Annotated in this window: 15 protein-coding genes; 2 read left to right on the top strand and 13 right to left on the bottom strand. The window is 71.3% G+C overall.

Features of this window, described 5'->3' with window-relative positions; all coding sequences use genetic code 11:
• Window positions 1–54: 54 nt before the first annotated feature.
• From ftsZ to mraZ, 13 genes are all read right to left on the bottom strand, one after another.
• Window positions 55–1,506: a cell division protein FtsZ gene (gene ftsZ, locus ACQPWU_RS19500; RefSeq protein WP_433441963.1), complete on the bottom strand. Its 1,452-nt coding sequence runs from the start codon at window positions 1,504–1,506 to the stop codon at window positions 55–57.
• A gap of 322 nt (window positions 1,507–1,828) precedes the next feature.
• Window positions 1,829–2,506 (bottom strand): cell division protein FtsQ/DivIB, encoded by a 678-nt coding sequence (locus ACQPWU_RS19495; protein WP_433441961.1) that lies wholly within the window; start codon window positions 2,504–2,506, stop codon window positions 1,829–1,831.
• 335 nt (window positions 2,507–2,841) lie between these two features.
• Window positions 2,842–4,242 carry a UDP-N-acetylmuramate--L-alanine ligase gene (gene murC / locus ACQPWU_RS19490; protein WP_433441959.1) on the bottom strand — a complete coding sequence of 467 codons (1,401 nt, stop codon included), beginning with the start codon at window positions 4,240–4,242 and terminating at the stop codon, window positions 2,842–2,844.
• Window positions 4,239–5,315, bottom strand: coding sequence for an undecaprenyldiphospho-muramoylpentapeptide beta-N-acetylglucosaminyltransferase (gene murG / locus ACQPWU_RS19485; RefSeq protein WP_433441957.1), 1,077 nt, complete (start codon window positions 5,313–5,315; stop codon window positions 4,239–4,241). The genes murC and murG overlap by 4 nt, the downstream gene beginning before the upstream one ends.
• A gap of 12 nt (window positions 5,316–5,327) precedes the next feature.
• Window positions 5,328–6,602, bottom strand: coding sequence for a putative lipid II flippase FtsW (gene ftsW / locus ACQPWU_RS19480; protein WP_433441955.1), 1,275 nt, complete (start codon window positions 6,600–6,602; stop codon window positions 5,328–5,330).
• Window positions 6,586–7,962, bottom strand: coding sequence for a UDP-N-acetylmuramoyl-L-alanine--D-glutamate ligase (murD, locus tag ACQPWU_RS19475; protein ID WP_433441953.1), 1,377 nt, complete (start codon window positions 7,960–7,962; stop codon window positions 6,586–6,588). Before murD ends, ftsW begins: the two co-directional genes overlap by 17 nt.
• The gene (gene mraY / locus ACQPWU_RS19470; RefSeq protein ID WP_433441951.1) at window positions 7,959–9,017 is read right to left on the bottom strand and encodes a phospho-N-acetylmuramoyl-pentapeptide-transferase; all 1,059 of its coding nucleotides are present in this window, start codon (window positions 9,015–9,017) and stop codon (window positions 7,959–7,961) included. Before mraY ends, murD begins: the two co-directional genes overlap by 4 nt.
• Complete coding sequence (locus ACQPWU_RS19465; RefSeq protein ID WP_433441949.1) at window positions 9,014–10,891, bottom strand: UDP-N-acetylmuramoyl-tripeptide--D-alanyl-D-alanine ligase; 1,878 nt, start codon at window positions 10,889–10,891, stop codon at window positions 9,014–9,016. Before ACQPWU_RS19465 ends, mraY begins: the two co-directional genes overlap by 4 nt.
• Window positions 10,891–12,429: a UDP-N-acetylmuramoyl-L-alanyl-D-glutamate--2,6-diaminopimelate ligase gene (locus tag ACQPWU_RS19460; RefSeq protein ID WP_433441947.1), complete on the bottom strand. Its 1,539-nt coding sequence runs from the start codon at window positions 12,427–12,429 to the stop codon at window positions 10,891–10,893. Before ACQPWU_RS19460 ends, ACQPWU_RS19465 begins: the two co-directional genes overlap by 1 nt.
• A gap of 40 nt (window positions 12,430–12,469) precedes the next feature.
• The gene (locus ACQPWU_RS19455; protein ID WP_433441945.1) at window positions 12,470–14,281 is read right to left on the bottom strand and encodes a peptidoglycan D,D-transpeptidase FtsI family protein; all 1,812 of its coding nucleotides are present in this window, start codon (window positions 14,279–14,281) and stop codon (window positions 12,470–12,472) included.
• 812 nt (window positions 14,282–15,093) lie between these two features.
• A complete protein-coding gene (locus tag ACQPWU_RS19450) occupies window positions 15,094–15,807 on the bottom strand; it encodes a hypothetical protein (RefSeq protein WP_433441943.1) in 714 nt (237 codons plus the stop codon).
• Window positions 15,797–16,762 (bottom strand): 16S rRNA (cytosine(1402)-N(4))-methyltransferase RsmH, encoded by a 966-nt coding sequence (gene rsmH / locus ACQPWU_RS19445; protein ID WP_433441941.1) that lies wholly within the window; start codon window positions 16,760–16,762, stop codon window positions 15,797–15,799. The genes ACQPWU_RS19450 and rsmH overlap by 11 nt, the downstream gene beginning before the upstream one ends.
• A gap of 216 nt (window positions 16,763–16,978) precedes the next feature.
• Window positions 16,979–17,410: a division/cell wall cluster transcriptional repressor MraZ gene (gene mraZ / locus ACQPWU_RS19440; protein WP_357728740.1), complete on the bottom strand. Its 432-nt coding sequence runs from the start codon at window positions 17,408–17,410 to the stop codon at window positions 16,979–16,981.
• A gap of 407 nt (window positions 17,411–17,817) precedes the next feature.
• Here mraZ and ACQPWU_RS19435 point away from each other — a divergent pair, with 407 nt between their 5' ends.
• Together ACQPWU_RS19435 and ACQPWU_RS19430 are read left to right on the top strand one after the other, a co-directional pair.
• Window positions 17,818–18,858 carry an AAA family ATPase gene (locus tag ACQPWU_RS19435; RefSeq protein WP_433441939.1) on the top strand — a complete coding sequence of 347 codons (1,041 nt, stop codon included), beginning with the start codon at window positions 17,818–17,820 and terminating at the stop codon, window positions 18,856–18,858.
• Window positions 18,859–18,913: 55 nt separating this feature from the next.
• Window positions 18,914–20,176: a DUF58 domain-containing protein gene (locus tag ACQPWU_RS19430; RefSeq protein ID WP_433441938.1), complete on the top strand. Its 1,263-nt coding sequence runs from the start codon at window positions 18,914–18,916 to the stop codon at window positions 20,174–20,176.
• Window positions 20,177–20,197 lie beyond the last annotated feature (21 nt).

Raw genomic sequence — 20,197 nt, 5'->3', positions numbered from 1 at the left:
ACACGACGGCGCCGCTCCCGGAACCCTGCCGGGGAGCGGCGTCAGGCGCCCGGGCTATTTGAGGAAGTCGGGGACGTCGAGCTCCTCCTCCTGCTCCTCGAAGATCACCCTGGGACGTTTGGCGGGCTCCGACATGCGGGAGGTGATGGGCGTGGGCGGATTGGCGGGCTCGGGTGTGGGCCGGGGGATCGAGACGGGGGCGGACGGCTCCTCGGCGAGGGGCTCGTCGAGCGCGGGCTCGGGGGCCGGCGCCGACTCCACCGGCCGCACCGGCTCGGGACGCGGCGGCTCGGGACGGGACTCCGGGCGGGGCTCTGGCCTGAACTCGGCGCGCGGCTCAGGACGCGGCTCAGGGCGGAATTCGGGACGCGGCTCGGGCCTGAAGTCCGCACGCGGCTCCGGACGCACCTCAGCGCGCGGCTCAGGGCGCGGTGCGGGCTGCTCCGACTTCACGCTGGGGGAGGCGAGGCTCGGCCGGACAGGGGACGACACGGGCGGCGCGGCGGGCGGGGCGGCGGGGCGGCTCGCCGGGCGGGGCAACGGCTTCTCCACCGGCGGCGGCACGTCGTCGAAGCCTGCCGCGATCACCGTCACGCGCACCTCGTCGCCGAGGGCGTCGTCGATGACCGTACCGAAGATGATGTTGGCGTCGGGCGCGGCCGCCATGGACACGAGCTGCGCGGCCTCGTTGATCTCGAACAGGCCGAGGTCGGAGCCGCCCGCGATCGACAGCAGCACGCCGTGGGCGCCGTCGATGCTGGCCTCCAGCAGCGGGCTGGAGACGGCCATCTCGGCCGCCGCCACCGAGCGGTCGTCGCCGCGGGCGTGGCCGATGCCCATGAGCGCCGAACCGGCGCCCGACATGACCGACTTGACGTCGGCGAAGTCGAGATTGATCAGACCGGGAGTGGTGATCAGGTCGGTGATGCCCTGGACACCCGAGAGCAGCACCTGGTCGGCCGCCTTGAAGGCGTCGAGCACGCTAACCTGCCGGTCGGAGATCGACAGCAGCCGGTCGTTGGGGATCACGATCAGCGTGTCGACCTCGTCGCGCAGCGTCTCGATGCCGGCTTCGGCCTGCATGGCCCTGCGCCGCCCCTCGAAGCTGAACGGCCTGGTCACCACGCCGATGGTCAGCGCGCCGAGCGACCTGGCGATGTTGGCCACGACGGGCGCGCCGCCCGTGCCGGTGCCGCCGCCCTCGCCGGCCGTCACGAAGACCATGTCGGCCCCCTTGAGGACCTCCTCGATCTCCTCGCGGTGGTCCTCGGCCGCCTTGCGCCCCACGTCGGGGTTGGCGCCGGCCCCCAGTCCGCGCGTGAGCTCGCGGCCCACGTCGAGTTTCACATCGGCGTCACTCATCAGCAGCGCCTGGGCGTCGGTGTTTATCGCGATGAACTCGACGCCCTTGAGTCCCTCCTCGATCATCCGGTTGACGGCGTTGACTCCGCCGCCGCCGATGCCGACGACCTTGATGACCGCGAGGTAGTTCTGCGGTGCTGCCACGACGAGGGGCCTTTCCGCTCGTTGACTTGCCATTTCGGTGCGGATTGTCTCCGCTTTTGTCACTTCGGATAACTCTCAACCTCAGGTTGAGATTTAGATTTATGTCAACCTGAGGATTGATACGGACAGTAGGAGTCCCCTGCCTGGCGGGTCAACTAACCGCGCCGCAAGCACGTCCGGCGTGTCGCGGGCTGTCCGTTTCGCTCCGAAGTCGCGCCTGGTCGGGGGCTCCTGCGCCCGAGTACGACTTAAGGCTCTCACGCCGGGACCCCCACCTCGCACAAGCTCGGCCATGCCTTGCCGCGGACTTGCCCACTCTTGATCACTTCAGCGTCACCACATCAGGAGAGCTGACGTCAAACACGGTGGCTTTCTCGCGTTTGAGCAGCGAAATCAGGATGCGGCCCTTCTCCTTGGGCCGGTCGGCACCGCCCCAGATGACGGTCCGCCCGTCGGACAGCTTCAGGGTCACGCCTTCGGCCGTTCCCGCGCGTACTTCCCTGACCTTGGGCGCCACCTCATCCGGGACCGCCTGGATGACCTGGAGCGCCGCCATCATGGCGGGATCGCCCACCGCGGGTGTGTCGACCTTGAGCACCGGCAGTATCGGCGGCGGCGCGGACTTCACCTCGATCACCACGCCCTGCTTGTCGACGATCGCGAACTTGCCGCCCGCGGGGATCGAGGCGACGGGCTCGCGCTCGACCACCTCGATCTTGAGCGTGCCCGGCCAGACCCGGTCCACCTTGGCGCTGGCGAGCTGTCTGATGGCCAGCACGCGGCCCTCTACGTCGGCGAGGTTCACGGTGGCGAGGGGATGGAGGTCGGCCACGCCGGCCTGCTGCTTGATGCGCTCGCTCGGCACTGTGAGATTTCCCACGATCTCGATCGAGCGCACGCCCAGGACGGGCGAGAAGAACACCAGCCAGGCGGCCGAGCCCACCACTCCTGCCGTGAGCAGCACCAGGAACGCCGTCCGCGCCTTCATCGTCCTCCCCATGCCGGCCCCTGAGCGTCGGCACAGAACCTACGCCGACGCGCGTCGCAACACCGCACGCCACGCCCAAAACGGTCCATGCGTCGCCTCGCGCGACCGCCGCTTCCCAAGGGCCCCCGCCCCACGGGGGAAGGACTCTTTCGATGCCGCCCACCGTCCCCGCGGAGGTGTCCTCCGCGGGGAGCAGGGACGGATCGACCCGGACGGCGGGACAGCGGCGGCTCAGCTTCTCCGCGTACGGCCGGTGGGTGGTGGCCCGGCGCTCGTCGAGCACCCCGGCGGCGGCCAGGACGAAGCCATCGTCGGACGCCCAGGGTGCAGCGCCCCCGGAAGTGCGGTCAGAGGGAAAGACGGGCCACGATCTGCGGGCCGAGCTCCGTGACGTCGCCCGCGCCCATGGTGAGCACGATGTCGCCGGGCCGCGCCCGCTCGGCCACCAGCGCCGGCACCGTGGCCCGGTCCGGCGCGTACACGACCTGCTCAGACGGCAGCGGCACCCGCCCGGCGACCAGCGCGCCCGAGACCCCAGGCTCGGGATCCTCGCGGGCCCCGTAGACGTCGAGCACGATGGCCTCGTCGGCCAGCCCGAGCGCCGCGCCGAACTCGTCGGCGAAGAACCGGGTGCGCGAGTAGAGGTGCGGCTGGAAGACCGCGATGACCCGGCCGTCGCCGGAGTAGGAGGCGACCACGTCGCGGGCGGCCTTCAGGTCGGCGGCCAGCTCGGTCGGGTGGTGCGCGTAACTGTCGAACACCGCGATGCCGCCGGCCTCGCCCTTGGCCTCGAAGCGCCGCTTGGCCCCGGTGAAGGCGCCCAGACCCTGCCTGATCTCCTCGAACGGCAATCCGAGCTCGTCGGCCACGGCGATCACCGCGGTGGCATTGAGCGCGTTGTGCGCGCCGGGGACGGCCAGCCGCACGTCGCCCCGGCCTTCGATGTCGAAGACCGTGCCGAACCCGTCGGGCCTGACCCCCCGCACGCGGTAGTCCTCGCCCTGCAGGCCGTACGTCTTGACCCGCAGCCCGCGCTCCCGCGCCCGGCGCGCCACCTCGGCCGAGCCCGGGTCGTCGGCACAGGTGATGAGCAGCGAGCCGACCCGGTCGGCGAACCTGGCGAAGCTGTCGTGCACGGCCCGCGGGTCGCCGTAGTTGTCGAGGTGGTCGGCCTCGACGTTGGTCACCACGGCGATGTCGGGCGCCAGCATGAGGAACGAGCCGTCGCTCTCGTCGGCCTCGGCCACGAACACCTGCCCCTGGCCGTCGTCGGCGCCGAGCCCGGTGGTGACGAGCTGGCCGCCCACGCAGTAGGACGGGTCGGCCCCGCACTTCTGCAGCGCCACGGTCAGCATCGAGGTGGTGGTCGTCTTGCCGTGGGTGCCCGCGATGGCCACGGCGGTGCGCCCGGCCATGACGGAGGCCAGCGCGGCGGCCCGCGGGATGATCCGCAGCCCCTGCTTGAGCGCTTCGCCCAGCTCGGGGTTGGAGTCGCGGATGGCGGTCGAGACGACCACGGTGTCGACGTCTCTCACGTGCGACGCGGCATGGCCGATGTGGATGGTGGCGCCCAGCTCACGCAGCTCGGTGATCAGCTCGGAGCTGCGCGCGTCGCTGCCGGACACCCGCACACCGCGTTTCAGCAGGATGCGGGCGATGCCCGACATGCCCGCGCCGCCGATGCCGATGAAGTGCACCCGCCCAAGCTCCGCTACGGCGACGGGATCGACCAGCTTCACGAGACTCATCGGGCTATCTCCAACACTTTCCTGGCGAGCATGATATCGGCGTCCTTGCGTCCCAGTCTGGACGCCGCCTCGGACATGGCGGCGACCCGCTCGGGATCACGGAGGATGGGCAGCACGTTGTGGATGATCCATTCGGGTGAGAGGTCGGCGTCGTCGACCGTCAGGCCGCCGCCGCCCTGGGCGATGCGCCCGGCGTTGATGGCCTGCTCGCCGTTGCCGTGCGGCAGCGGCACGTACGCGGCGGGCAGCCCGACCGCGGTCAGCTCCGCGCATGTCAGAGCGCCGGCGCGGCACAGCACGAAGTCGGCGGCCGCGTAGGCGAGGTCCATGCGGTCGACGTAGGGCAGCAGGACGTACTGCGGGTCGCCCGGCGGGGGCTCGCGGTCGACGGTGTTCTGCGGGCCGAGCACGTGGAGCACCTGCACCCCCGCCCTGCGCAGCACCGGGGAGGCCGCGAGCGCGGCCTCGTTGAGCGACCTGGCCCCCTGCGAGCCGCCGAACACCAGCAGCGTCGGCCGGTCGTTCTCCAGCCCGAACCAGGAGCGCGCCTTGTCGCCCATGGACAGCCGGTCGAGGTTGACGATCTCGCGGCGGATCGGGGTGCCGATGTATTCGGCCTTGGGCAGCGTGGTGTCGGGGAAGCCGGCGAAGACGTGGTCGGTGAGCCGGGCGCCGAGCCGGTTGGCCAGCCCGGGGCGCGGATTGGCCTCGTGTACGACGATCGGCAGGCCGCGCCGCTTGGCCGCCAGATAGGCGGGGGTCGCGACGTAGCCGCCGAATCCGACGAGGATGTCGGCCTTGACCCGGTCGAGTATGCCGGCCGCCGCGTTGATCGCCCCTGCCAGTCTCCCCGGCACGGTGAGCAGGCTCGGAGTGATCGCCCTTGGCAACGGCACGGCCGGCACCAGCTCCAGCTCGTAGCCCCTGGCGGGAACGAGCCGCGTCTCCAGACCGCGCTCCGTGCCCAAACAGGTGATGCCGACGCCCCGGTCAAGATGGCGCAGCGCGTCCGCAAGGGCGAGCGCGGGCTCGATGTGCCCGGCCGTCCCCCCACCGGCGAGGACCACCCTCATCTCGGTCACTCCCTAACGTGTCACTCGGCCTCTGGTCGTACCCCCCAGGCCAAGCCAGCTTAGGGCCCGGGCGGCCGGTCCGGGGCCACGAGCTGCCAAGGCTTCTCGCGCACCCGGCTCGCGTTTGGCGAACGACAACAGCATGCCGAGCGCGGCGAGCGTGGGCAGCAGCGAGGAACCGCCGTACGAGACCAGCGGCAGGGGGATACCGGTGATCGGCAGCACACCGAGCACGGCGCCCATGTTGACGGTCGCCTGCCCGACGATCCAGGCCACCATGGCTGCGGCGGCGAGCCTGGTGAAGGCGTCGTTGACGCGGACGGCGACCCGCAGCCCCGCGTACCCGAGCAGCCCGAACAGCGCCACCACCATCAGCGTGCCCATCAGCCCGAGCTCCTCGCCGAGGATGGCGAAGATGAAGTCGCTCTCGCCGTGTGGCAGCCAGCTCCACTTCTGCCGGCTCGCGCCGAGCCCGAGCCCGAACCAGCCGCCCGAGCCCATCGCGATCTGCCCCTGTACGGCCTGGTATCCGGCGTTCTGCGCGTCGGCCCACGGGTTGAGATAGGCCCCGATGCGCGCCATCCGGTACGGCTCCACCTTGATCATGATGACCGCGGCGAGCACCGCCAGCGACAGGATGCCGCCGAACAGCTTCACCGGCGCCCCCACCACCCACAGCAGCGCCAGGAAGATCATGAACAGCACCAGCGTGGTGCCCAGGTCGCGGCCGAGCATGACCATGACGGCCAGGATCGCGGTGCCGGGCATGAGCGGGATCAGCATCTGCCGCCACTCGATGCGGCCCAGCCGCGCCCGCCTGGCCAGCAGGTCCGCGCCCCACAGCACGAGCCCGAGCTTGGCCGGCTCGGACGGCTGGATGGTGAACGGGCCGACGTAGATCCACCGCTGCGCGCCCAGCTCGCTCGAGCCGATGAACAGCACCATGACCAGCGCCAGGATCGACAGCGCCATCATGGGATAGCCCGCCCAGCGGAAGAACTTGACCGGCAGCCGCGAGCAGCCCCACATCAGCGGCGCGCCCACGGCGGCCGACAGCGACTGCTTGAAGAACCACGAGAACGGGCTGCCGGTCTTCTGCAGCGCCTCGATGCTGGAGGCCGACAGCACCATCATCAGGCCGAGCGCGAGCAGCAGCGCACTGCACATGATGATCAGGTAGTAGGTGGTCAGCGGCTTGTCGAGCAGCTCCTTCAGCGCGCCGAGCTGCTCGCGCGCCCAGCTGCCCGGCCCCGCGACGGCGCGCGGCTCCTCAGCGCTCGCGCTCACGTCGCAGCCTCAGCTCGTGTACGGCGCGTGCGAAGGCCTCCCCCCGCGCCGGATAGTTGGCGAACATGTCAAGGGAGGCCCCCGCCGGGGAGAGCAGCACGGTGTCCCCGGGCGAGGCCAGCCGGGCGGCTTCGGTGACGACTCTTTCCATCGCACCAGTGTCCCGATCGGCGATGTCCACGACGGGGACATTCGGCGCGTGTCGCGCGATGGCTTCCGCGATGGCCGCGCGATCGGCGCCCAGCAGCACCGCGCCGCGCAGTCTGGGGGCCGCCTGGCGTACCAGCTCGTCGACGTCGGCGCCCTTGAGCAGACCGCCCGCCACCCACACGATCGACTGGTACGAGGCCAGCGCGGCGGCGGCGGCATGCGGGTTGGTCGCCTTGGAGTCGTCGATGTAGTCGACCTCGCCGATCCGGTCGACGTGGGCGAGCCGGTGGGGGTCGGGCACGAAGTCCCGCAGGCCCTGGCGTACCGCCTCGGAAGGGACGCCGAGGGAGCGGGCCAGGGCGGCGGCGGCCAGCGCGTTGGCCACGTTGTGCGGCGCGAAGGGACGCACGTCCTCCAGCGTCGCCAGCTCCTCGGCCGCCTCCACGGGGTCCTCCACGAACGCCCGGTCGACCAGCAGGTCCTCCACCACGCCGATCTCACCCCGCCTGGGCACCCGCAGCGTGAACCCGACCGCTCCCGGGTAGGGCGCGGCCAGCCTGGTCGCCTCGGGGTCGTCGGCGTTGTAGATGACGATCTTTGCCCGCTCGTAGATGCGGCCCTTGGCGGCGGCGTACTCCTCCATGGAGCCGTGCCAGTCGAGGTGGTCGGGGGCCACGTTGAGGATGGCCGCGGCGTGCGGGGCCAGCGTGCTCGACCAGTGGAGCTGGAAGCTGGAAAGCTCGACGGCCAGCACGTCGTACGGCTCGGCGACGGCCCGCACCACGGGGACGCCCACGTTCCCGACGGCCAGGGCCTTGCGGCCAGCGGCCAGCAGCATCGAGGTGAGCATGCGCACGGCGGTGGTCTTGCCGTTGGTGCCGGTCAGCGCGAGCCACGGCGCCGCCTGCGCCGGCCGCAGCCTCCAGGCCAGCTCGACCTCGCCCACCACCTCGACGCCCGCTTCGAGCGCGGCGGCGATCAGCGGGTGGTGCGGCGCCCAGCCGGTGGTGACCAGCCGCGTCGCCCCCTCCGGGACCTCCATGGCCCCGAAGCGGGTCTCCACGCCTGCCGCGGCCAGCTCGGCGGCCGCGGCGAGCTGGCGCTCGCCCTCCACCGCCTCCACGACCACGACCCGCTCGCCGCGCTCGGCCAGGACCCTGGCCACGGCGGTGCCGGAGACGCCGAGCCCGGCCACACACGTCACACTCATGCCCCTGGCATCCACTCGACGTAGAACAGCCCGAGCCCGAGAGCCGAGCAGAGCATCGCGATCAGCCAGAACCTGACCACGATCGTGGTCTCCGCCCAGCCCTTCAGCTCGAAGTGGTGCTGCAGCGGGGCCATCCTGAACACCCGTTTCCCGGTCATCTTGAAGAACCCGACCTGGATGATCACCGACAGGGTGATCATCACGCACAGGCCGGCGAGGATGATCAACAGGAGCTGGGTACGGGTGGCGATGGCCAGCCCGGCCAGCACGCCGCCGAGGGCCAGCGAGCCGGTGTCGCCCATGAAGATGCGCGCGGGCGGGGCGTTCCACCACAGGAACCCGATCAGCGCCCCCAGCACGGCCGCGGCCACCACGGCCAGGTCGAGCGGATCTCGTACCCAGTAGCAGTTGGGGCCGAGCTGGTCGATGCAGTTGTTGCGGAGCTGCCAGTTGCCGATCAGCACGTAGGCCGCGAGCACGACGCCGGTCGCGCCGCTGGCCAGGCCGTCGAGGCCGTCGGTGAGGTTCACCGCGTTGGAGAACCCGACGATCATGAAGAGCACCCAGATGGTGAACCCGACGATGCCGATCGACGGGCCGATGTCGCGGAGGAACGAGATCCGGGGCTCGGCGGGGGTGATGCCGTAGACGTTCGGCTGGCGGACCACCAAGAACGCGAAGACCGCGCCGACGACGAGCTGGCCGAGCGCCTTGGCGCCACTGCGGAGGCCGAGGCTGCGCTGCTTGTAGATCTTGATGAAGTCGTCGAGGAACCCGACCGCGCCGAGCCCCGTCATCAGGAACAGCACCAGCATGCCCGACACGGTCGGGGCGGCGAAGGTGGCCAGATGGGAGGCTCCGTAGGCGAGCAGCGAGGCCAGCACGAACACGGTGCCGCCCATCGTGGGGGTGCCCCGCTTGCCGAGGTGGGCCTGCACGCCGTCCTCGCGGATCTCCTGGCCGTAGCCGCGCCGCGAGAACAGCCTGATCGCCAGCGGAGTGCCCAGCATCGAGAGGATCAGGCCCACCGCACCGGCGATGATGATCTCGGTCACTGGGCGGCACCTCCGAGCAGCAGCTCGGCTGTCCGTTCCAGTCCCATGGCTCTCGGTCCCTTCACCAGTACCGCATCACCCGGCCGCAGCCATCCGGCCAGCTCGGCCGCGGCCGCCTCGGCATCGGGCACATGCACAATTCGCATCGCCTGCGCAGGATACGCGGCCCCAGCCCCCGGCGGTCCCCCGCTCGGCGGTCCCCCGGCCGGCACCCCTGCCACCACAGGCCCGCCCACCGGCGCCCCACCCGTCGGCGGCTGCCCAGGCATGACCCCGCCCACCGGCGGCTGCCACCCTTCCGGCGCGGCGCCGCCCTGGGGGCTGCCTTGCTCGTGAGCGGCCGCGTGCCACTCCTGCGGCGCGCTACCGCCATCCGGCGCCTGCCAGCCCTGCGGGGCGGCGCCCGGCGCCTGCCACCCGGGCTGGGGCGCCCCCTGCTCCGGTACAGGCCCGTGCCAGCTTTGCGGCGTGCCCTGGGAAGGGGCGGAAGGCGGCGGTGCGACCGGAGGCCCTGCGGGGCCCTGATGGCCTGCAGACGCGTGCGGTCCAGGCGTGTGCGGTCCGGAGGCGGGTGGGAGGCCGGCTGCGGCGTCGGCCGCCGCCTGGGCGTCCAGAGACGCCTGGGCAGCCGCCTGGGCCTCGGCGGCGGCCGCGCGTGCGCCCTCCAGCACGGGCCCCGCGTCGGGACCCGCCACGATCAGCCCGGCCAGCCCTGAGCCGCCGGCCAGCCGGCCCAGCTCGGCGTTGAGCGCGGGCCCTTCCTCGCCCAGCTCCCGCAGCGCCGCGATGACGGCGAAGCGCCGTCGCCCCCGCCCCAGCACCGCGAACGCGTCGAAGGCCGCCCGCATCGAGTCAGGATTGGCGTTGTACGCGTCGTTGACGACCGTGACCCCGTCGCCCCGGTCCGTGACCTCCATCCGCCACCGGCTGCGCGGCGTGGCCTCCGACAGCTCCTCGGCGATGGTCGCCACCGGCAGGCCCAGCTCGTAGGCGGCCGCGGCGGCGGCGAGGGCGTTCGCGACCGCGTGCTCCCCGTACAGCTTGAGCGACACGGGCGCGGACCCCGAGGGCGTGCGCAGCGTGAACGAGGCCCGCCCGCGGGCGTCGACCAAGACGTTGTCGGCCCGGATGGAGGCGGACTCGGCGCGCCCGAAGTACGTGACGCGCGCCTCCGTGCGCGAGGCCATGGCCCGCACCATCGGGTCGTCGGCGTTCAGGATGGCCACGCCGGTGCGCGGCAGCGACTCCACCAGCTCGCCCTTGGCCTTGGCGATGGCCTCCTTGCCGCCGAACACGCCGAGGTGCGCGGTGCCGACGTTGAGCACCACGCCGATCTGCGGCGGCGCGATGCGGGTCAGCTCCTTGATGTGGCCGATGTTGCGGGCGGCCAGCTCCAGCACCATGAAGCGGGTGTCGAGGTCGGCCCGCAGCACGGTCAGCGGGTGGCCGAGCTCGTTGTTGAAGCTGCCGACGGGGGCGATGGTGGGCCCGACCCGGGCGGTCAGCTTGGCCAGGAGGTCCTTGGTCGTGGTCTTTCCCGCCGAGCCGGTCACGCCGATCACGGTGACCTTGGGCAGCGTGGCCGCCTGGGCGGCGGCCAGCTCGGCCAGCGCGGCGGCGGCGTCGGGCACGATCACCGCGGGGGCGTCGACCGGCCTGGTGGCCAGTACGGCGACGGCTCCGGCCCTGATCGCCTGCGCGACGTAGTCATGACCGTCGACCCGCGCGCCCCTGAAGGCGACGAACAGCGATCCCGGTTCGACGGCCCGCGAGTCGATCACGACGGGCCCGCGCACCACAGCGCGGGGATCGGCCATGCCCGACAGGGCGCCCGAGGTTATCTCGGCGATCCTGGCCAGAGGCAACGGGATCATCAGTGCTTCCTGCTTTCCGTGCTTTCCTTGCGTTCGGCAATCGCCTCGGCGACCACTTCGCGGTCGTCGAAGGGGATCACTTCGCCTGAAACGTACTGACCCTGCTCGTGACCCTTGCCGGCCACGACGATCACGTCGCCGCGTCCGGCCCGGGCGATCGCCAGGCCGATGGCGGCCGCGCGGTCGGGCTCAATGATCACATGAGCGCGGTCGTGCTGCGGAACGCTGAGCGCTCCCTCCATCATCGTCGCGAGGATGGCGAGCGGATCCTCCGAGCGCGGATTGTCGCTCGTGAAAATGGCCACATCCGCCAAGCGAGCTGCGAGTTCGCCCATGATAGGCCGTTTGCCCTTGTCGCGGTCGCCGCCGCAGCCGAGCACGATCGTCAGCGTGCCCGCCGTGACCGACCTCAGCGAGCGCAGCACCGACTCCACGGCGCCGGGTTTGTGTGAGTAGTCCACGACGGCCTGGAACTCGTCGTCCGCGGCCGTGATCCGCTGCATGCGCCCGGGTACGCCGGTGAGCGTTCCCACGCCGTGCACGGCGGTCTGCAGCGGCACTCCGGCCTCGACCAGGGTGACGATGGCGCCGAGCGCGTTGGCGACGTTGAACGGCCCCGGCAGCGAGATCTGCGCGTCGGCCTCGACCCCGCCGGGACCGACCACCCTGAACGCGCTGCCGTCCGCGCCCAGCCTGGCGTCCAGCGCCCGCCACCGGGCCTCCGGGTCGCCCAGCGCCGAGAACGTGGTCATCGGCACCTTGGCCAGGTCGAGCAGCTCCCGCCCGTAGCGGTCGTCGATGTTGGTCACGCCGGCCCGGCTCAGCTCCGGCTGGAACAGCCGCACCTTGGTCGCGAAGTAGTCCTCGAAGTCCTTGTGGAAGTCGAGGTGGTCCTGGGAGAGGTTCGTGAACAGGGCGACGTCGTAGAAGAGCCCGTCGACCCTGCCGAGCGCGAGCGCGTGGCTGGAGACCTCCATGACGGCCGCGCTCACGCCCTCCTCGCGCATCAGGGCGAACAGGCCGTGCAGCTCCGACGCCTCCGGCGTGGTGAGCGTGGGCTCGAAGCGCACGTCGCCCGCGTGGATCTCGACGCCGCCCACCAGGCCCGCCGTGTGGCCCGCGGCCCGCAGGCCCGCCTCGATCATGAACGTGGTGGTGGACTTGCCGCTGGTGCCGGTGACGCCGAGGATCTGGATGTCGTGGGCCGGCTGCCCGTACACCCAGGAGGAGACCTGCCCGAGCAGGGCGCGCGGGTCGGGCACGATCAGCACAGGCAGCCCGGTCGCGACGGCCGCGTCGCGACCGTCCTGGTCGGTGAGCACGGCCACGGCACCCTTCGCCATCGCGTCGGCGGCGAAGGCGGCGCCGTGGGCCTGCTTACCGGGCAGGGCCACGTACAGGTCTCCGCGCCTGACGTTGCGGGAGTCGATGGTGACGCCGGTCAGGGCGGCATGAGGCGACCGCGACGAGCCTGAGCCGGCGTCGAGCATGGTCGCGAGCCCGGTCAGCGGACGGGGCGGGCTGGTCGTGGGACGCATAGACGACGGGGGACGCACGGCGAGAGCGTACCTTCCCTGCTCACTGTCCCGCGCGCATCCGCACCGGCGGAGCGGTGGAGCCTGTGGGAGGAATCTTCTTGCTCTTGATGGCGAACGTCATCACGTCCTTGAACACGGGGGCCGCCAGCTGCCCGCCGAAGTGGCCGTTCTTCGGGTTCTGCAGCACCGACAGCACGACCAGCCGGGGCTGGTCGGCCGGCGCGAACCCGACGAACGAGGCCGTGTAGCCCTTGTAACGGCCGAGCTTGGCATCGTAACGGTTGGCCGTGCCCGTCTTGCCCGCCACCCGGTAACCCGGGATGGCCGCGAGCAGTCCCGTGCCCTCCGCGCTCACTGCGCTCTCCAGCATCGTCGTGATCTCCTTGGCCGTCGTCGCGCTCACCACCTTGGTCTGCTTACCTGCGGGAGCGGGAACGAACCTGCCTGACGTGTCGGTCGTGCCGGCGACGATCTGCGGCTCGACCTTGATGCCGCCGTTGGCGATGGCCTGGTAGACGCTGGCCATCTGCAGCGCGGTCACCGAAACGCCCTGCCCGTAGGCGACGGTGCAGTTCTGGCTGCCCGACCAGTTCTTGTAGTCGGGCAGCAGGCCGGCCTCCGCACTCGGCACGCCACCGCCGGGCTTCGAGCCGAACCCGAACGTCTTCAGCATCCGGTACAGGCGCTCGCTGCCGACCTTGCGCGCGGCCATGATCGTGGCCACGTTGCTGGACTCGGCCACGGCCTGGCGGAAGGTCATCGACTCGGACTTGTGCGCGTGGGCGTCACGCAGCACCTGGTCGGCGCACTTGATCCGGTCGGGGACCTGGAACACCGTGTCGGGCGTCACCTCGCCGGCCTCGATCGCGGCGGCCGCCGTGATCACCTTGTTGGTGCTGCCCGGCTCGAACACGTCGGCGGCGGCCTTGTTGATGTACGTGGAGGCGGGGGCCTTGCGCCAGTTGTTCAGGTCGAGCTCGGGGGCGTTGGCCATGGCGATGATCTGGGCGGTCCGCACGTCCATGACGATCACGGTGCCGCTGTCGGCGCCGGCCTTCTTGACCTGCTTGGCGATGGACTCCTGGGCGGCCCACTGGATGTCGCGGTCGATGGTCAGCCGCACGGACTGCCCGTTCACAGGGGCGGTGCGCTGGCTGCTGGTCATCGGGATGCGCAGACCGTCGCGGCCCGTCTCGACGCGCTGCTCCCCGTCGTGCCCGGCCAGCAACGTGTTCTTGGCCTGCTCCATCCCGCCGAGGCCGTCGCCCTCGTCGCCGACGAACCCGATCAGGCTGCCCGCCAGGTCGCCCGCCGGATAGACCCTGCGGTAGGTCTTCTTCGCCGACAACGCGGGCACACGGGCCTGCAGCAGGCGGCTGGCCACGACGGGGTCGACGTCCGTGGCCAGGCGCTGGTAGCGGGTGTTCGTCCTGGCCAGCTTCGCGGCGATCTCCTGCTCGCTCTTGCCGAGCTGCTGCGCCAGGAGCTTGGTCCATTTCGCCCGCGACTCGGCGAGGACCTTGGACGGGTCGATCGACACCTCGCGGGCCTCGACGGTGACGGCCAGCCCGTGGCCGTTGACGTCGGTGATCGAGCCGCGTTTGGCGGGGATCTCCTCGGTGTGCAGGCGCTGGCCCACCGCCGCGGCCTCGTACACCTTGGAGTCGAGTCCCTGCATCTGGATCAGCCGCCCGGCGAAGATCGACAGGATGAACGTCATGCCGATCAGGCCGATGTTGATGCGCCTGCGCGGGTTGCCCAGCCGCAGCACGTGCGGCGGCCTGGGCGGTTGCGGTGGCGGCCTGCGCGGCCCCCTGGGCGGCGGCACGTCCCCGCCGCGGCGCACCCCCACCCGTTCACGGCCCCGCGCCGGCTCCGGCCTGGGGCTGCCCGCCTGAGTGCGCCGGGCCCCTTCCGCTCTGCTCCCGTCCTCCGGCCTGCCGCGCCGCGGTGGGTCGTCCTCCTGCCTGCCGCGTGCCCGCTCGTCGCGTCCCTGATCGCGTCCCCGGAGCCGATCGGAGTCATCGCGTCCGCGGGGAGCACGCCCCCTGGGACGATCGCCCTCATCACGTCCCTGCCCGGCCCGCTCCCTCGGGCGGTCGTCCTCGTCGTGCGGGCGCCTGCGCGTGCCTGCCTCCCCGCGTGAGCTCCCGCGGGAAGCCTCACCGCGGTTGCGGCCCGTCGCGCCGTCCTGCCGGGCACGGTCCTGGCCGCCTTGACGCGCCCCACCGGAGTCGCCGGAACGGGAGCGGCCGGCACGGCCCTGACCGTTGCGGCCGGCGTCGTCCCGGGACGAACGGCCGGAACGACCCTGATCGGCGCGACCGGTGTCATCCCGGGAGGAACGGCCGGGACGGCCCTGACCGGCATCGTCTCGAGGGGGACGGCCGCGCGAGTCGTCACCGGAATCGCGCGGCGGGCGCCCCCGGGGCTCGTCGTCGGGACCGAACGGCAGGTCGAGAGGGTCCTGTGGGCGCTTGCGCGGCTGGCGCGGCGGGTTCTCCGGCGACGCCGGGCGGCCCGTCCCCTCAGAGCGGGAAGAGCCCCCTTGGCGCCCCGACCGTCCCGGACCGCCGGGCGTACGACGAGCGGCGCCGGGCCCTCCTTGAGAGCCGGCGCCGCCAGCACCGCGGCCGGGACCCTGCCCCCTGCCGCCTGAATCCCTCACCGTTCCGTGTCCGCCTGGCCGGCCGGGTCGTCATCGCCGGTCCAGCTGTTGACGTTGTCCCAGTCGCGGTGTTGCCCCTGGCTCTCAGCCATCTTCGAGAGGTTGTCCGGCTGCGTCTTGAGCAGGTACTCCTCGTCGATCTTCTCTTTCTCCTGCCGCGCCACCGCGATCTCGTCGCGCAGCTTGGCATCGGTGATGGCGTCCTTGGCGAGCATGGTGTTGAGCAGCAGCAGGCTCACCAGGCCGCCGCAGAGCAGCCCGACGACGAGCAGCACGAACGGCGCGCGCTGCCGCCGGGCGGGACGCCGCCGCGGCACCGGCCGCCTGAGCTTCGCGTCCGCCGACGTGGGCCGCGTGCCCGCGGCGCGGCGCACCCGCTCGGTTGCCGGCCGCTTCTCGCCGACGTCCGTACGCGCGCGCGTCGAGGCATCCGTCCGCACGCGCGCACCGCTGTCCGCACGCGTCCGCTCGGCGCCGTCCGCACGTGCCCGCTCGGCGCCGTCCGCACGTGCCCGCTCGGCGCCGGATCGCTTGCCGTCGAGTTCGAGGCGCGCCCGCTCGGCGGCCGACAGCTTGCTCTCGACGTCAGGACGGGGCCGCGGCTTGGACTGGTGTGTCGCCCCGAGCCGGCGCGTGCCCGTCTTGGGCCCGGGCTTGGGTACTGCGCGGCGGACGGGCGCACCCCGGCCGGTCTCCTGCTCAGTCGTCAACACGGATCCTCTCTGCCGCCCGTAGCCGGGCCGAGGCCGCCCGCGGGTTGCGGGCGAGCTCTTCTTCGCTTGGGAGCTCGGCTCCCTTCGTCAGCAGGCGGAACCTCGGCTGGTGAGCCGGCAGCGGAACGGGCAGCCCGGGGGGGCTCGTGTCCTTGGTTCGCGCCGTGAGGGCCTGCTTGGTGAGCCGGTCCTCGAGTGAGTGGTAGGAGAGCACGACGACTCGCCCACCGAGCGCCAGCGCGTCGAGTGCCGCGGGGAGCGCCTCCTCCAGGGAGGTCAGCTCCGCGTTCACCTCGATGCGTAGCGCTTGGAAAGTCCTCTTGGCGGGGTTTCCCCCGGTGCGCCGGGTCGCGGCGGGAATCGCCTCGCGCACGATGTCCGCAAGCCGCTTGGTCGAGGTTATTGCCTCTTTAGCCCGTTCCTTAATGATCAGGGCCGCGACACGCGGGGCGAATCGTTCCTCGCCGTAGTCACGCAGAATGCGGATCAGCTCTGCCGCGGAGTAGGTGTTGACCACTTTCTCCGCCGTCAGCTCCTGCTCCGTGTCCATCCGCATGTCGAGCGGCGCGTCGTAGGAGTAGGCGAACCCGCGCTCCGCCTCGTCGAGCTGCGGCGAGGAGACTCCCAGGTCGAACAGCACTCCGTTGACCGTGGTGCGCCCCGTGCGGGCGAGCACCTCGGCCAGGTCACCGGAGGATGCGTGGACCAGGGTGATCCTGTCCGTGTACGGGCTCAGTCTGCGGGTCGAGTAGTCGATCGCGAAAGGGTCGCGGTCGATACCGATCAGACGGACCTCGGGAAATGTGGCGAGCAGGGCCTCAGAGTGGCCACCGAGACCGAGGTTGGCGTCGACGACGACGGGCGACGCTCCGGACAGCGCGGGACCCAGCAGCTCCAGAACGCGCTCGAGCATCACCGGAACGTGACCGCCCGTGCCAGCGTTGTCCTGCATCTCCAACCCCCCTCTCGCGTCCTTGCTCGCGGATGACGCGTATAGATCGATCGCCGGTCACAGAGTCCCCACCCGGTGCCGTCCGGCCAGGTCCCCATCCGCACCCTCTTCGTGGACGCCTGCCATCTGACACCGGGGAAGGTGCATCAGCTGACAGGCAGTGGTTGCGGGTGGAGACCTCGCCGAACGACAACATCGACGGATCGACCGTGGCTACTACAAGATCCCTGGCAGCACCTCCTCCGACAGATCGGCGAACGCCTGCTCCTGCGCGTTGAGATAGGTGTCCCAGGCCTGCGCGTCCCAGATCTCCAGCCGGGTGTTGGCCCCGATGACCACGCAGTCACGCTCCAAACCCGCGTACTGACGCAGGCTCTGCGGGATCGTGATGCGCCCCTGCTTGTCCGGTTTCTCATCGGACGCGCTGGCGAAGAAGACGCGGCTGTAGTCACGTACCGCCTTGGCGGTGACCGGGGCGGTGCTGAGAGCCTCGGTAATGCGCTGGAACTCCTCCACGGGAAAGACGTAGAGGCATCGCTCCTGGCCTTTGGTGATCACAAGACCCTCCGCCAGCTCCTCACGGTACTTAGCCGGCAGGAACAGCCGTCCCTTGTCGTCCAGACGCGGTTGATGGGTGCCGAGGAACACCGGCCCCACCTCCCGTGCCTCGTGAAGCGCTCAGCGCTGGTGCACCGGGCCCTCCACTGCGCACCACCATACTCCACTTCTCCCCACCGTCAACTGATTCGAACCGTCTTCATCATTGGTTTCCGTTGCGTTACCGCAGGTCAGAGCGATGGAGCGGGGTGGAGCGGGGTGACCGCCCGGTCAACCCTCATGGGCGTGTCGAGGGTTCAAAAGGGCGCGGTAATAAGGGCCCGGCCCCTTCACGAAGCCCTCGGTGGGGGAAAGTGGAGCGCCCCGAGGGGTTCGTGTCACGGGATTCGCACTGCTATGCGACAAGAACGGGAACATCGCCGGGGTTCCCTGGAATATCCACAAATGTCGCTCGAGAACCCACAGCGTCGTAGGGTCGTACACACAATGGAAAAGGAATGGCATGGCTCCCGCAATGGCACAGTACGGGACAGCCGTCGCACTTCTCTCATGGAGGCCTGGTGGCAGTAACCCATGATGTCCCTCCCCAGCTCGACGAGCTGGTCTCCACGGCTCACCGGATTCGCAGCGCGATCGAATCGGTGATCGAGGGCAAGAGCGACGCCGTCCGCCTCACGCTCACCGTCCTGCTCGCGGAGGGTCACCTCCTGATCGAGGACGTGCCAGGGGTCGGCAAGACCATGCTGGCCAAGGCGCTCGCCCGCTCCATCGACTGCCCGGTGCGCCGTGTGCAGTTCACCCCGGACCTGCTGCCCAGCGACATCACCGGGGTCAGCGCGTACAACCAGCAGACCAGGGAATTCGAGTTCAAGCCCGGCCCGGTGTTCGCGAACATCGTGGTGGGCGACGAGATCAACCGTGCCTCTCCCAAGACGCAGTCCGCGTTGCTGGAGTGCATGGAGGAGCACCAGGTGACGGTGGACGGCGTGACGTACACGCTGGACTCGCCCTTCATGGTGATCGCCACGCAGAACCCCATCGAGATGGAGGGCACCTATCCCCTGCCCGAGGCGCAGCGCGACCGCTTCACCGCGCGCGTCGCGATGGGCTACCCCGAGCCGCACGCCGAGCTGGAGATGCTCGACGTGCACGGCGGCACCTCTCCGCTGGACAAGCTGGAGCCGGTGGCGACGACGGCCGAGGTGCGCGCCCTGATCGAGGCCGTACGCGGCGTCTATGTCTCCCAGGCGGTCAAGAAATACGCCATCGACCTCGTCGTGGCCACCCGCCACTCCCCCGACCTGCGGCTGGGCGCCTCGCCCCGGTCCACGCTGCAGCTCGTGCGGGCCGCCAGGGCGCACGCCGCGCTGGCCGGTCGCGACTACGTCATCCCCGACGACCTGCAGGACCTGGCCATCCCGGTGCTCGCGCACCGGCTGCTGCCCAGTGTCGAGGCCCAGGGGCAGCGCCGCCTGCCGGAGCAGGTGGTGACCGACCTCATCAGGCGCGTGCCGGTGCCGGAGACGCGAGGCCGGTGATGGATCCGCAGCGCAGCGAGGACATCCATCGACGGTACGAATCGAGTGGGGCACGGTGAGGGCCGGACTGCGGGCGCTGACCTCCAGGGGCAGGTCGTTCCTCGCGTCCGGGATCGCGGCGCTGCTGATGGCGATCATCCTGGGAGAGAACGACCTGTTCAGGATCGGGGTGCTGGTGACGGCGCTGCCGCTGCTCGCGGCGATGGTGGTGGCGCGCACGCGCTACCGGCTGAGCTGTGCCAGGCGCCTCGACCCGCCCAGGGCGGAGGTGGGCGGCGAGGCCACCGTGACCCTGCGGCTGGAGAACGTCACCAGGCTCCCGACCGGCCTGCTGCTCATCGAGGACACCGTTCCTTATGCGCTGGGCGTGCGGCCCAGGTTCGTGCTGGACCGCGTCGAGTCGCGGGGCGTGCGGGAGATCGACTACCGGGTGCGCTCTGACCTGCGCGGCCGTTACACGATCGGCCCGCTGTCGGTTCGCATCGCCGACCCGTTCGGGCTCGTCGAGCTGACGCGCTCGTTCACGATCAGCGACACGCTCGTGGTGACGCCGCACGTGGCGGCGCTGCCGCACGTACGGCTGTCGGGTGAGTGGACGGGCGGCGGAGACAGCCGTACCAGGAGCGTGGCGGCGGCCGGCGACGACGACGTGGCGCCGCGCGAATACCGGCAGGGCGACGACCTGCGGCGGGTGCACTGGCGCTCGACGGCCCGCCACGGCGAGCTGATGGTGCGCCGCGAGGAGCAGCAGTGGCAGAGCCGCGGCGCGCTCCTGCTGGACACCCGCAGGTACGCGCACCGCGGCGAGGGCCCGCGCTCGTCGTTCGAGGTGGCGGTCTCGGCCGCGGCCTCGATCGGCGTGCACCTCGCCCACGAGGGCCTCGGCCTGCGGCTGGTGACCGACCAGGGGGCAGAGCACCTGACGGACACCGGCCTGAGCTGGTCGCTGCTCGACACCCTCGCCGTGATACGGCACAGCCCGGCCCGCTCGCTGGAGATGGGCGTGTCGGCCCTGCGCCAGGGCGGCGGCGACGGGCTGATCGTCGCCGTGCTCGGCGATCTCGATCCGGAGGAGGCAAGGGAGCTGGCCAGGCTGAGGCACAGCGGCATCACCGGAGTGGCGGTCATGCTCGACGTGAGCACGTGGGACGGCGGCGACCGCGCCGCCGCCGAGAACCATCAGGCCGTACAGACGGTCCTGGCCGGGTACGGCTGGCGCATCGTGCGGCTGCCCGCGGGCACCTCGATCGCCTCCGTCTGGCAGGACGCCGCCAACCGCGGCAGATACGCGCTCAACCCGGCGGGAGGCGCGGCATGAGGGAGACCACTGCCGCAGGAG

Source organism: Nonomuraea sp. CA-141351, assembly GCF_050944675.1.
GTDB lineage: Bacteria > Actinomycetota > Actinomycetes > Streptosporangiales > Streptosporangiaceae > Nonomuraea.
The sequence above is the reverse complement of the archived record's forward strand: the minus strand, read 5'-3'. Positions and strand labels throughout refer to the sequence as shown.

Bases quoted from the DNA above. Each gene is read 5' to 3' on its own strand.
- ACQPWU_RS19495 (WP_433441961.1), bottom strand. From the start codon at position 2,506: ATGGGGAGGACGATGAAGGCGCGGACGGCGTTCCTGGTGCTGCTCACG.
- ACQPWU_RS19460 (WP_433441947.1), bottom strand. From the start codon at position 12,429: ATGCGTCCCACGACCAGCCCGCCCCGTCCGCTGACCGGGCTCGCGACC.
- ACQPWU_RS19435 (WP_433441939.1), top strand. From the start codon at position 17,818: ATGGCATGGCTCCCGCAATGGCACAGTACGGGACAGCCGTCGCACTTC.
- murD (WP_433441953.1), bottom strand. From the start codon at position 7,962: ATGAGTGTGACGTGTGTGGCCGGGCTCGGCGTCTCCGGCACCGCCGTG.
- ACQPWU_RS19465 (WP_433441949.1), bottom strand. From the start codon at position 10,891: ATGATCCCGTTGCCTCTGGCCAGGATCGCCGAGATAACCTCGGGCGCC.
- rsmH (WP_433441941.1), bottom strand. From the start codon at position 16,762: ATGCAGGACAACGCTGGCACGGGCGGTCACGTTCCGGTGATGCTCGAG.
- murC (WP_433441959.1), bottom strand. From the start codon at position 4,242: ATGAGTCTCGTGAAGCTGGTCGATCCCGTCGCCGTAGCGGAGCTTGGG.
- murG (WP_433441957.1), bottom strand. From the start codon at position 5,315: ATGAGGGTGGTCCTCGCCGGTGGGGGGACGGCCGGGCACATCGAGCCC.